A 13619-nucleotide genomic window follows, 5' to 3' on the forward strand; every position below is an offset into this window, starting at 1 on the left:
TGTCCCATCTCGTGAGATCAATTCATTTACTGTTGTCAGTATAGTCCTAATCTTGTCATGCGTCAACAAAGTTTTTAAAAAAATTTAAGAAAGTTTAAATTCTTCACGTAGTTGTTCTACTAATGCCACAAAATCGTCAGGTAGTGGCACTTCAAATTCTAAATATTCCTTTGAAGTTGGATGAATAAAGCCAAGGACACCGGCATGTAGAACTTGTCCACCAAAATCAATTGTTTTCTTCGGTCCGTATTTTGGGTCACCTACTAATGGGAATCCAATATAATTCATATGCACACGAATTTGATGGGTGCGTCCTGTCTCAAGACGGCATTCAACAAGAGTAAAGTTTCCGATACGTTCTTTCACATGAAAATGCGTTACGGCATGTTTACCATTATCAACAATAGCTTGCTTTTGGCGGTCTTTTGTATCTCGACCTATTGGCGCATCGATTGTTCCTTTATCATGCGCAATATGACCATGTACCAAAGCAGTATATTTTCGCGTTACCGTTTTATTTACTAATTGATCTACTAAAGCATGGTGGGCGTGATCATTTTTTGCGACCATTAATAACCCGGAAGTGTCTTTATCAATACGGTGCACAATACCAGGTCTTAACACACCGTTAATTCCTGATAAATCTTTACAATGATGCATTAAACCATTCACTAGAGTCCCTGTCATATGGCCAGGTGCAGGATGGACAACCATTCCTTTAGGTTTATTGACAACTAATACATCGGAATCTTCATAAATAATGTCCAGATTCAACTCTTCTGGAATGACTTCTAACACTTGTGGTTCTGGAACATCAATGTCAATGACGTCCCCTTCTTTTACCTTATACTTCGCTTTTACATCTTCTCCATTAACTTTAACAATCCCATCAGCAATCCAACTTGCAATTTGAGAGCGTGACCATTCTTCATTTATTGTGGATAATGCTTTATCGATACGATCGCCCGCATTATCTGCTACGATTGTAATTGTAACAACTGTCATTGTTTCACCTTTTTCTTTTCTTCTCGTTCTTCTTTCAAAATTACAATAATTAACATAACAACAGATATTGTTAGTGCTGCATCTGCAATATTGAAGATCGGAAATTCATAATTAATAATTGGTATTAATACATCGGCAAAATCTACTACTTCCCCACGGAAAATTCGGTCGATAAAATTCCCTAAAGCACCACCTAATAGTATCATCAAACTAATACTAAATAACGGCTTTCCTTTTGCTTCTTTGTGAAAGTAATAAATAATACCAGCGATTACAACGATTGTGACGATTGTGAAAATCCACATCTGCCCCTGCAACATTCCCCATGCAGCTCCACGGTTTCTATGCGAAAGGATTGCAAACCACGGATCCCAAAGGATACTGCGCTCACCAAGTTCCATATTTTTAACGATTAACCATTTTGTCCATTGATCTAATAGCACAACTATTGCTGCTAATCCATAATACTTATACACAGTATTCCCCCGTTTGTCTATAATCTTTCCCATTCTAACATATGAAGTGCTGTATTGAAAAAGAGAACTCATCGTTTTGTCCCAATCTATGTATAAAAATTGGTTAAATAAGATCCTTTGCTAAAGATACAGTAGCATACCCAACTTTGAATAACGCAGCCTACCACTGTAAGCTGCGAAATGAATACGGAACGCTTAGTAGATATTATTTTATGTGAGCGGACCTTACACAAAGCACTAAGACAAGTCGTAAAGACATGTACAACATGGCTTTGCGGCTTGTGTGCTTAGTCCGCTCACCAAGAAATACTTTATTAGAATAATTATTTGCAATTCTAAAGTATTATCCACCACTCAATATTTTAAAATTGCCTAAAAATAAAAAATCGACCACTTTAATTGGGCATATCCAATAAATGATCGATTAACAAAATAAATTCTATTCAATTCGTACCTTCATTTACATATATAATGGCTAGTACAATTCGTTGTTTCAATCATACTAACCTTTGTTAAAATGCTTCTGCATCTTCCGGTAAAGTTTGACCGCCATCGACTACAATGGTTTGCCCAGTAATAAACCCTGCTTCTTTGCTACTTAAAAATAAAGCTGCATAACCAATATCCTCAACTTTTCCTAGTCTTTTAAAAGGAATTGCACTTGCCATTTTCTTTAAGTAGTCTTCCCCTAACCCTTCTAATCCTTCTGTCGCGATATTACCAGGCATTACTGCGTTAATCGTAATATTGTATGGCGCTAATTCTAACGCTGCCGTCTTCATAAAACCGAGTTGTGCAGCTTTACTTGCCCCATAATGTGTCCAACCAGCATATCCGGTAATAGGTCCAGTAATAGAAGACGTAATAATAATTCGTCCGTTTTCTGCTTTTTTCAAATAAGGAAGACATGCTTTTACTGAAAACATTGTCCCTCTTGTATTCGTGTTCATAACATGGTCCCAATCCGCTATTGTCATATCCTCTAATTTTGCTGATGGGAAAATACCCGCATTCGAGCAAAGAATATCGATTGCCCCGTATTCAAGCGCCACATTTTTTGCCATTTGTTCAACAGAATCGTAGCTTTCGACATCAACAGAAATAGCCGAAGCAGAATAACCTTGTTTTTCTAACGCTTCTGCAACATGTTGCGCGGATTCAAGTCCTCTTGCAGCAATTACCACATGTGCTCCTTGTTTTGCAAATACGGTAGCAATTCCTTTTCCAATTCCTTTACTACCACCTGTTACAATGACAACTTTTCCCGTTAAATCTACTTTCATCAAGCACCCTCCTTATTAAGTTGGTTTTTTCGAAATTTCTCGAACTAACTTCACAACAGGGTCATCAGGACGCGGAACAATATTGTATGAAATGAATTTATTAAATTGTTTTGCTATTTTAAGACCAACATGAATGGCTTCATGCACTGCTTCTAAATCTCCTTCAATCGCGATCGTTACCAAAGCCAAATCAATCGTTTCTTGCCTGACGATCTTTACATCTGCCGCTTTTAACATACTATCTGCAACAACAATGGAGATTGCCAACCCTTTTGTTTCAATCATTCCAATTGCTTGTGTCATTCATAGCACCCCAATCAATTACCCCATTTTGGCATAATTGCATCTGGATTTTAATAAGTTTTTGTTCATTCATGCTTAATCGTAATCCCTTTTTGTTTTGCGGTATCTAGGGCAAGTGGTGTAATAATAGTATTTTCAGAGATAGTTAAAATAGAATTTTTGTACTCTTTTATGGTCGATTCCGTAATTAATTCCTTTTCATTTATTGAAGGGTTACGGTGAGTGAGATTTTTCACATTTGAAAATTCACAAATAGTGCAGCCATATTGTCGTAAATTTTCTACATATCCTCGAAGCATAGATATATAAGGACGATTGGACGTACTTCGAATTACATAAGTTAAAAACTCATCATTAGGAACGAGCACCGTTGCCACATCCCTAATGATAAATTGTGAGAGTAATTTAGTTTCCGATGTATGAATAATTCCTTGTGCACTGTTCACAATAAATGATTGGTCGACTTCTAAAAACACGATGAAGTCATAGCAATCTAGTAATTCATCTATCGGTTCACCTTGCCATTCATGAATATGAAATGACTTTCGTAATCGTTCTATTTTATTTCTAGATGTTAAAGAGTTGGGATGAATGACTAATAACTTTGTTTCATGGAACACATAGTTTGCTACTACTTTCTTAACGGTTTGGGAAATCATTTTTTCTAACTGTGCATAGTCCATCTTCATCACACCAATTTTAAAAGTTTGCCCTTTATGTTCGAGGCAACAGAAGCTGCATTTGCTTCATCCGTATCAATATGCATTTCAAGCACAAAGTTCTCCGAAACACGTACGACTACATTGAGAAAATGGATAGGTCGGCATGTAACCACTTCTACTCCAACAACATCGCCATCACTCACTTGAAAACGGTGTGCATCTTCAAAAGACATATGGATATGGGCTTGTGCAATGATTAGCCCTTGTCGTTTATGCAAGACACCAGTAGGACCGATTAATGTAATTGGCGCCGAATCTTCTAATTCTCCCGATAATCGAATCGGTGGTGATACCCCTAGCTTAATCGAATCTGTTTGACTGATTTCTATTTGTGTCTCATTACGAAATGGGCCTAGTACCCGAACGTTTTCAATTTTCCCATTTAGTCCCTTAATCGTAATCAACTGATGTGTTGCATATTGGCCAGGTTGCGATAAATCCTTCCATTTTTCTAGTTTGCAACCTTCTCCAAATAAACGATGAAAGTCTTTTTCGCTTAGATGACAATGGCGCGCAGATACTGCAATTGGAATTTCCGTGTTCCCATCATCGTAATGACAAATGTTCACCTAAACTTCCTTTCAACAATTATTTTGGTAGAATCGCCAGTAATTCCGAATGGGGACGAGGAATGACGTGGACAGAAAGCAACTCTCCTACTCGTCTTGCTGCTTCTGAACCTGCCTCCGTAGCAGCCTTTACCGCACCGACATCCCCTGTTACTAAAACCGTGACAATTCCTCCTCCTACATGAACCTTTCCAACTATATTTACATTCGCCGCTTTTACCATCGCATCTGCCGCCTCAATTGAACCAATTAAACCGCGAGTTTCAATCATTCCTAAAGCTCCGTTAATTTCAACACCCACTTAAAATTCCTCCTCTAAGCATTCCATTTTTCTACTACTCTTGTAACTATTGTGGAATTAATATTTTCTCCAACAGGTGAATGCATCTCTACTTCAATCCCGTTATTTATCACGAGCTCTTCTCGTTAATTGAATTTTCTAAATTTTATTAACGTACTTTGTTGAAATTCCTTCGTTTGATCCGAGGAAAAATGATAAACATTTAACGATTGCCAATCATTCAACTCTTCTTGTGAAAGAGACTGTAAATTATATGTTTTATTTGATGAGAATTGGCTTGCCTCACCATTTCCCAATAAATTATTCGCTTGCCAATCTTGTAATTCCCTCTCTGACAAGCTACTACCGTTTATATTTTGATTCCCATTCATTTCTGCTGTTAATTTAGAAATGACAAGCTCTGTAATTTTAGCAATTAATTGTTGATCCATTTTACCCCTCATTTCCCAAAATTCTATTAACTAGTTTATGATCATATTTTTCAATGATTACATCAGCATCAGGGAAATTGTTAGAATGATTTTGACCATTGCAATTTATGCAAATACCCTGTAATAACCTAGCATTTTTCGCAAAACGCATATCCGCATTGGAATCGCCAATCATTATGACCTTCGATAGATTAATATGATGTCGTTCTGCTGCTAAGTAGGCTAAATCTGGTGATGGCTTACTATTTTCCACCAAGTCACTTCCATAAATAAAATCAAAGAAGTGACTTAGTTGTACTTTTTCCAACATATACACTGCATTCGATGTAATATCAGCTGTTACGACACCCATCTTTATTCCATTTGCTTTTAACTGTCGCAAAAGTTCATATACTCCAGGTAGCAATTTTACTTCTAATACCTTTTTTTGTTCATTAGCAAAGTCCATAGCACCTTTTGCAATGGTCATAGCTTGATCCCAACGAATGCCGTTCTCATAGAGGATAAAGGCTGTAATAATTTGCGATTCAAGAATACTTCCAATTGCTAACGGACTAGTAATATCAATAGACATTTCATCCTCATTTACGCCAAGTTTCATAATAAATTCTCTTTCAGATAGCGGAAATGGTTCTTCCAATGAATTTGTGATATACAAATAGACAGATTTACTCCAGGGTATCCAAATACTGAACAAATCGATGAGCGTACCATCTTTGTCAAAAAATACCCATTTGTCATTTGGCATAGTTTTTCTCCTATAAAGTTTTATTTTCGTTATGATTCGGATTAATCATTTGGTGTGATAGTTGAAGAGTTTTGTTCTTTACTAAAGCGTTCTTCTGGCGCATCTTCATTAATATGATGTCTTGCCCATAGATAGTAATAAAGACTAGCAAGCGCAAAGACGATGATACATACAAAGAAGAACGTTATATTTGCAAAGAAGCTAGCAAAGATTGCGATGATTGCTAATATGAGTGAGATGATCGGCGTGAATGGATAAAAAGGAGTTCGAAAAGTTCTGTTTAAGTTTGGTTCTGTTTTTCTTAAAATGAGTACCGATAAATTCATTGTAATATAGGATATTAGTGCACCAAATGTTGAAACTAAAATTAAATCATCAGGATTAAATAAAATTACTAATGCTAGCCCAATAAAGCCTGGTAAAATAATGGCCATATATGGTGTTTGACGTTTTTTATGCATAAGCGATAGGAAACTTGGTAAATAGCCTGCTCTTGATAACGCGTATACTTGACGGGAATAGGCTAATATTACACCAGAAAAACTTGCAATTAAACCAACTAAACCAATGGATGCTAATATTTGAGCTAACCAATACGTATCACCAAAAGCTGCTGCTAATGCGGCAGGAAGTGGATCTTCGGCTGTTGCTAACACATCAATCCCTGCTAAACCAATTGCTACAGTTGTTGTCAATACGGATAAAATTAACAATGTAATCATGCCTGAAATTAACCCTTTTGGCATATCCCTTTGTACATCTCGTGTCTCTTCTGACAACATCGGCAACATTTCAATTGCTAAAAATAACCACATAGCATAAGGTAATGCCGACCATACCCCTGCAAATCCACCAGGAATTAATGCGGAGTCACTTGAGAATAAATTTTCCATTTGAATTTGAGGTAATCCGACAAAATACATTAAAGCGAGTAATCCTAAGGCGATAAATACTAATATCATTTCAAGCGTTGCATACTCTTTAATTCCGACAATGTGAATAATCATGAAAAAGATATACATAATGGCGGCAGCAGCTACAGTTGATACAGCCGGAAATAAGAAACTAATGTATCCACCAATTCCAATTGCAATGATCGGTGCTGCAATGACGTATTGTAAAACGACACCGACACCTGTGATGAATCCGAAATATTTCCCCATCGCCCTTCTTGCAAAGGAATAGGGTCCACCTGCATAAGGTAATGCGGTCGCTAATTCAGAAATCCCTAATGTCATAGTTAAATACATAATTGCCATAATTACGGTCGCGATAATCATACCTAAATAACCCGATTCAAGAAGTCCGAAGTTCCAGCCAAAATAGTTCCCTGAAATCACTATTCCAACGCCAATTGTCCATAAATGAATAGGTGTTAACGCTTTCTTTAATGAAACTGTCTCTTTTTTTGATGACATTGAATCCCCCATTTCCATTTTTTCATTTATTTCTTTTCAAACTTTGCTAAATAATCTAAAACGAGTGGATCACTTTGAATCGTGTATTCTTCGCCAAAATATCTCGCCGTATCATTATCACGGCTTCCAATCCAAGAGATTAACTGCAATCGTCTCATTAAAATAAATGTTGGAATCATTTCAATTTCCTCATCTGTAAGGGTTCTTATTGTTGAGTATCCCTTTAGCCAGGACTGTATAAGATCCTTTACATAGGGCTTATGTTCAATAAAGCTTAATGACGAAGCTAAATCATGAAGGTACCATGAAAACCCACAATCATCAAAATCAATGACTTTAATTTTCTCTCCATCTAGTAGTAGATTTGCTAATCGTAAATCCGAATGAATCAAGCCATAACGAGTCTTATCCTTTCCAAATTTCTCTAGCTTTCGCTTAATTGTTTTGGAAGCGCGGTTATATAAAGCAATTCTTTCAGGCGTAAATCCTAACCCATCTTGCCATTTGCCCCATTTCGGATTTTCCCCTAATATTGTTTCGCAATCCCAAGTCATTCGTTTATAATTTTTATATTGATCATGGTTTTCAATTATATATTTATGAAACGTTGCTGAAATTTTACCAATCGTTTCAAATTGCCTTACTAAATCTTCTTCTTTGTCCTCATCCGGCGCTTTCCCATCAACAAATGTAAATAGGGAACTATGATAAGTAATACCGTGTATTTCCACCGAGTTCACAAACGTAGCATCATCGGCCTTGATCGGTAACGATACTTCAATTGCGGATTCATCATGTAATGTTAACAACCAGTTAATTTCCGCTTCTATTTCTTCTTTGCTATGATAATTTGGACGATTCACACGCAATATATATTTCTCTTTTTCTTTTTGAATTAAATACGTAGCGTTTTCTGAGTAATCAATCATTTTTACATGTGCACCGTTTAAAAAATGATATCTTTTCACTGATTCCTTTGCTACATCATGAAATGTTTGTAACACCCCATCTAAAGCAATATTGTTCAATTGTTCCATAGAAACATCCCCCTGTTTTAGTTTCTATCTCTCTTTTCGACTTAGCGTGTGAAACTATATTTTATTTGTTGACTCGCTTCTTTTATACCTGCTTCACATTTTTCAAGTAGTTCATCACAATATGCTTTATTACACAATAGACCAGGTTTAAATTGCAAAACTCGATTGTCGAGCATTGAATAAATTGCCCATACTCCATGTTTGTATAAAGAACTCATCACATATTTAGCACCTTCTGGATGATCAAATTCAAGCCCCATTACGACACCTAGTTGTCTTATGCCAACAAAGAAATCTGGATATTGTTGTTGAATACGTTCTAGTCCTGATCTTAAATATCTAGCTACATAATCAACATTTTTAACTACTTGTGGACGTTGGGAAATTTCTAATACTTTACTTGCGACGACACATCCTAGTTCAGCACCACCAAATGTAGAGATATGTGCTAGTCCATCCTCATTCATCCATCCACCGGCGCGTTCATTTACCACTGTTGCCGCAATTGGATAGATGCCGCCACCAAGACCTTTTGCAGTAACTAAAATATCCGGTTTTACACCATAATGTTCTATTCCCCATAGCTTGCCCGTTCGCATTAACCCAGTTTGTACTTCATCTGCTATATATACGGAACCATAGCGCTCACACATTGCTTTGACCGTTGCTAAGTAATTTTGTAATGGTAGTGGAAATCCATACGTTGCTGGGATTGTTTCAATGATGACACCCGCTACATCCCCTTTTGAAAGTTCTTGTTCCATTGCAGATAAATCGTTAAATGGTACATGAACAAATTCATTGGGATCCCCTTCACTAAGGAAAACTTTCGAATAACGTTCGTTTCCTAATGAGACAGCTAACCCTGTATGGCCATGATAGCCATTCTTAATGGATATAAATTTTTTACGTTTCGTTGCATACCGCGCACACTTTAACGCCACATCAATTGCTTCACTACCACCACTTGAGAAAATCGTATACTTTAAACCCTCTGGCGTACATTGCGCTAGTTGTTCAGCAAGTTGTGCCCTTGTAATGGATGGGAAATGATGATTCCCAATATCAAAATAATTCGTTGCCTCAAGTAATGCTTCAATTAATTCAGGATTTCGGTGTCCTAAGTTGAACGTGCCACCGTTTAAATGAACATTCATTAGTTTTTTTCCATCCATATCATAGAAGTAATATCCTTCTCTTTTGCCAATTACGAGATCAATTCCATCTTCTTGCCACTGTTTTGTTTTCCCTGGGTTCCACCAATTAATTGATTTTTGTAAGATATCCTTTTTATTTTCGAAAAAATTCATTTCGTTCGCCACCCTTATATGATGAGATTTTCATATTTTTCACTAGCAATTAAAAGATCAATTTGTAAATTGGATAATTTTTCTTGCCATTGAATAGAACAGTTTTTGTCTGTAATAATCATGGATGCATCTTTTAAGTCACAAATTTTCGCAAAAGTAGAAATGCCAAACTTTGTATGGTCTCCTAAAATAATGACGTTATCTGCTCGCTCAATCATTTTTTTAGAAATACTGGCACCAGGAATTTCATAATCTGTTATCCCATCATTCAATGAGATTCCTCCAGCAGCAATAAATGCTTTTGAAGCTCGTATTTGATTAAAAAATAATTCTCCTAAAGGACCACCTGTAAATTTTTGCTCTTTTTCATATTCACCTCCTGAAAAAAGTATTTTTCCTGGAAAACATTCCGTTGCCAATAGTAAAACAGGGAGTGAATTTGTAATGATTGTTACGTTTTTTTTATCCGTTAAAAAACGAACCATTTCATAGGCTGTGGAACCATAACCGATAAAAATCACTTCACCATCTTCAACCATACTTGCAGCGGCTTTACATATTAGCCGCTTTTCTAAATTATTAATCATGACCTTTTGTTCAAACGATTGTTCAAACTGATTTTTCACCTTCACTGCACCGCCATAAACTTTGTGCAAGTACCCCTCCTTTTCCAATCGTTCCATATCTCGACGAATGGTTTCCCCCGAAACTTTTAAAATAGATTCTGCATCACTTACTTTAACTTTTCCATTTAATTCTAATAGGTCTAAAATTACTTTTTTTCTTTCTTCAAATGAAAGTGACAATTTACCACCAACTTCAGTTTTAGTAATTCAATATATTCCACAACATCTCACAAGATTACACATTGTTATTTTTATTTATGTGGATTAGAGAGACTCGTTTCTTTATAAAGCACAAAAAAAGTTAGTGATCCGTTAAGACCACTAACTTTTTATTAATTATGCATAATGTTTTTCTACAACATCTGCACAACGGCTACATAATGAGGAATGTGCTTCGTGTGAGCCTACTGTTTCTGAGTATGACCAGCAACGTTCACATTTTTCACCTTCTGCTTTTTCAACAACAATTGCAGTTTGCTCTAAGATAAGGGCATTTTCTGGTGCACTCTCTTTTGATCCAACTACAACTAATTGTGAAACGATACAGCTTTGTGCAAAGTTAACAGATGCATCATTTAATAACTGTGCCACATCTGGATTTGCGTAAATCGTCACTTTTGCTTCTAATGACTTACCAATTGTTTTGGCATTACGCGCTTCCTCTAATGCTTTTAACACTTCGTCACGAAGCTCAATTACGTTTTCCCATTTCGTGCGTAATTCTGGGAAGTTACTACGTTCGTCAACTTTTGGGAAATCCGTTAATTGTACGGATGCTTCTTCTGCATTTAGGTAAGACCATAATTCATCTGTTGTATGCGGTAAAATTGGTGTTAACACTTTTAATAAAGTTAACAGTGTATCGTACATTACTGTTTGCATTGCACGACGCTCTTTACTATCTACTGCCTCGATATATACAACATCTTTTGCAACATCTAAATACAATGCAGATAATTCCACTGCCACAAAGTTATTAATCGTATGGTAAACAGATGCAAACTCATATCGATCATAAGCATTGCGCACTTGTTTCAATACATCCTGCAAGCGCATATACATGTATTGATCCATTTCGCGTAACTCTTCATAAGCTACACGATTTGTTTCAGGATTGAAATCCGAAACGTTCCCGTGTAGGAAACGAAGCGTATTACGAATTTTACGATATACTTCCGAAATTTGTTTTAGCATATCCATAGAAATACGTACATCGCCTGTATAATCCACAGAAGCAACCCATAGACGAAGAATGTCTGCTCCGTATTGGTTCATTACTTTCTCAGGAATGATAACATTTCCTAAAGATTTACTCATTTTACGGCCGTCCCCATCAAGAACGAATCCGTGCGTTAAAAGCCCTTTATATGGAGCATATCCATTAATCGCAACAGAAGTGATTAATGAAGAGTTGAACCATCCACGGTGTTGGTCAGAACCTTCAAGATATAGATCCGCTGGGTATTTCATGCCACGTTCTACAAGCACACCTTGGTGAGATGAGCCAGAATCGAACCATACGTCCATAATGTCATTTTCTTTTGAGAACTTACCATTTGGACTACCTGGGTGTGTGAAGCCTTCTGGTAATAAATCTTTCGCCTCACGTTGGAACCAAATATTTGAACCGTGCTCACGGAATAACTTTGAAACGTGAGCAATCGTTTCTGGTGTAATAATTTCTTCTCCACTTTCTGCATAGAACACAGGAATTGGAACACCCCATGCACGTTGACGAGAAATACACCAGTCACCACGGTCACGAATCATGTTATACAGTCGAGTTTCACCCCATGCTGGAGTAAATGTTGTATCTTCTACCGCTTTTAATAGCTCTCCACGGAATGCCTCTACAGAACAGAACCATTGTGGCGTCGCACGATAAATAACCGGTTTTTTCGTACGCCAGTCATGTGGGTATGAGTGCGTGAAGAAAGATAATTTTTCGAGTGCGCCTACTTCATTTAATTTTTCTGTGATCACTTTATTTGCATCATCGTAGAATAACCCTTCAAATCCTGGTGCTTCATGTGTATAGCAACCTTGGTCATTTACTGGACTTAATACTTCTAAGCCATATTTTTTACTAACCATGAAGTCGTCTTCCCCGTGACCAGGTGCCGTATGAACACATCCAGTACCTGCTTCCGTTGTTACATGATCACCAACCATGATCAGTGAGTCACGGTCATAAATCGGATGTTTTGCCACGACATATTCTAATTGTTCGCCTTTTACTTCTTGAACAACTTCTGGATTTTCCCATTCTAACGTCTCAGAAACGGATTGTAATAAGTCTTTGGCAATAATGAATTTTTTGTCATTCACTGCAACTACTACATACGTAATTTCTGGATTTAATGAAATCCCTAAGTTAGCTGGAATTGTCCAAGGTGTTGTCGTCCAAATGATGAATTTTGCATCTTCTGGCACTACCCCTTTTGCATCCTTGATTTCAAAACTTACATAAATCGATGGTGATTTAATATCTTTATATTCAATTTCAGCTTCTGCTAAAGCCGATTCAGATGACGGTGACCAATATACTGGTTTTAATCCTTTGTAGATATAGCCTTTTTCCGCCATTTTACCGAACACTTCAATTTGGCGTGATTCGAATTCTGGTTTTAACGTGATGTATGGATTTTCCCAATCGCCGCGCACGCCTAAACGTCTAAATTGAGCTTTTTGATTTTCGATTTGTTCGTAAGCATATTTTTCACAAAGCTCACGGAATTCTGCAACAGTTAATTCTTTACGCTTTACACCTTTATTCGTTAAAGCTTGCTCGATTGGTAAACCATGCGTATCCCAACCAGGAACATAAGGTACATGATAACCTGTCATAGAACGATGACGAGTGATCATGTCTTTAATGACTTTGTTTAACGCGTGACCGATATGGATATCTCCATTGGCATACGGAGGACCGTCATGTAAAACGAAATGAGGGCGATCCTTTGTGCGTTCATTTACGAGTGTGTTAATATCCATCTCGTTCCATTTTTCTTGCATTTTTGGTTCATTTGCTGGTAAATTTCCGCGCATTGGGAAATCTGTCTTTGGCATTAATAACGTGTCTTTATACTCTACCATTCCAATATCCTCCTAAATTAAATTGAATTAAAAAAAGTTCCCCATCCCAAAAAGGGACGAGAAACTATTACTCGTGGTACCACCCTAATTTGCAAAATCGACGTAGCAAAAAACGATCGAAATTACCTCTTAGACACTATAACGTCGTGTTAGACGAAATTACTTACTGAACGCATTTATTTTTCAGTAATTTAGTTCAGGAGTGATTTTCTTTTTGAATGCTTCGTTCGAGCTTTCACCACCCTCGAATCGCTAAAATCCACTTTCAAAAATACTGTCTCCATCAATACTATT

Annotated in this window: 14 protein-coding genes and 1 other annotated feature (1 of these 15 only partly in view); all 14 genes read right to left on the bottom strand. The window is 36.9% G+C overall.

All coding sequences use genetic code 11. The features are described from left to right. Window positions 1–84: 84 nt before the first annotated feature. Complete coding sequence (locus tag EK386_RS03410) at window positions 85–1005, bottom strand: RluA family pseudouridine synthase (protein WP_126657624.1); 921 nt, start codon at window positions 1003–1005, stop codon at window positions 85–87. After that, window positions 1002–1481 (bottom strand): signal peptidase II, encoded by a 480-nt coding sequence (lspA, locus tag EK386_RS03415; protein WP_126657625.1) that lies wholly within the window; start codon window positions 1479–1481, stop codon window positions 1002–1004. The genes EK386_RS03410 and lspA overlap by 4 nt, the downstream gene beginning before the upstream one ends. 512 nt (window positions 1482–1993) lie before the next feature. Then, a complete protein-coding gene (gene fabG / locus EK386_RS03420) occupies window positions 1994–2764 on the bottom strand; it encodes a 3-oxoacyl-ACP reductase FabG (RefSeq protein WP_126657626.1) in 771 nt (256 codons plus the stop codon). A 15-nt stretch (window positions 2765–2779) separates the two neighbouring features. After that, window positions 2780–3067, bottom strand: a complete 288-nt coding sequence (locus EK386_RS03425) for a BMC domain-containing protein (RefSeq protein ID WP_126657627.1) — start codon at window positions 3065–3067, stop codon at window positions 2780–2782. Window positions 3068–3132: 65 nt separating this feature from the next. Further along, window positions 3133–3750: a hypothetical protein gene (locus EK386_RS03430; RefSeq protein WP_126657628.1), complete on the bottom strand. Its 618-nt coding sequence runs from the start codon at window positions 3748–3750 to the stop codon at window positions 3133–3135. A 5-nt stretch (window positions 3751–3755) separates the two neighbouring features. Further along, entirely contained in the window at window positions 3756–4358 is a 603-nt protein-coding gene (gene pduL, locus EK386_RS03435; protein WP_126657629.1) for a phosphate propanoyltransferase, read from the bottom strand. Window positions 4359–4377: 19 nt separating this feature from the next. After that, on the bottom strand, window positions 4378–4629 hold the full coding sequence (locus EK386_RS03440) for a BMC domain-containing protein (RefSeq protein WP_126657703.1): 252 nt from the start codon (window positions 4627–4629) through the stop codon (window positions 4378–4380). A 155-nt stretch (window positions 4630–4784) separates the two neighbouring features. Continuing rightward, the gene (locus EK386_RS03445; protein WP_126657630.1) at window positions 4785–5090 is read right to left on the bottom strand and encodes a hypothetical protein; all 306 of its coding nucleotides are present in this window, start codon (window positions 5088–5090) and stop codon (window positions 4785–4787) included. A gap of 1 nt (window position 5091) precedes the next feature. Further along, window positions 5092–5838, bottom strand: a complete 747-nt coding sequence (locus EK386_RS03450; RefSeq protein ID WP_126657631.1) for an HAD family hydrolase — start codon at window positions 5836–5838, stop codon at window positions 5092–5094. A gap of 41 nt (window positions 5839–5879) precedes the next feature. After that, complete coding sequence (gene eat, locus EK386_RS03455; protein ID WP_126657632.1) at window positions 5880–7256, bottom strand: ethanolamine permease; 1377 nt, start codon at window positions 7254–7256, stop codon at window positions 5880–5882. A gap of 26 nt (window positions 7257–7282) precedes the next feature. Continuing rightward, the gene (locus tag EK386_RS03460) at window positions 7283–8293 is read right to left on the bottom strand and encodes a phosphotransferase enzyme family protein (protein WP_126657633.1); all 1011 of its coding nucleotides are present in this window, start codon (window positions 8291–8293) and stop codon (window positions 7283–7285) included. 41 nt (window positions 8294–8334) lie between these two features. Next, window positions 8335–9603 (bottom strand): class-III pyridoxal-phosphate-dependent aminotransferase, encoded by a 1269-nt coding sequence (locus EK386_RS03465; protein WP_126657634.1) that lies wholly within the window; start codon window positions 9601–9603, stop codon window positions 8335–8337. A gap of 14 nt (window positions 9604–9617) precedes the next feature. Next, a complete protein-coding gene (locus tag EK386_RS03470; RefSeq protein ID WP_126657635.1) occupies window positions 9618–10409 on the bottom strand; it encodes a DeoR/GlpR family DNA-binding transcription regulator in 792 nt (263 codons plus the stop codon). Between the two features lie 156 nt (window positions 10410–10565). Next, window positions 10566–13325, bottom strand: a complete 2760-nt coding sequence (gene ileS, locus EK386_RS03475; protein WP_126657636.1) for an isoleucine--tRNA ligase — start codon at window positions 13323–13325, stop codon at window positions 10566–10568. Between the two features lie 49 nt (window positions 13326–13374). Beyond that, window positions 13375–13619: a binding site (T-box leader), on the bottom strand; it runs 2 nt beyond the window's last position.

Origin of the sequence: Lysinibacillus antri (assembly GCF_003977595.1) — a bacterium.
GTDB lineage: Bacteria > Bacillota > Bacilli > Bacillales_A > Planococcaceae > Ureibacillus > Ureibacillus antri.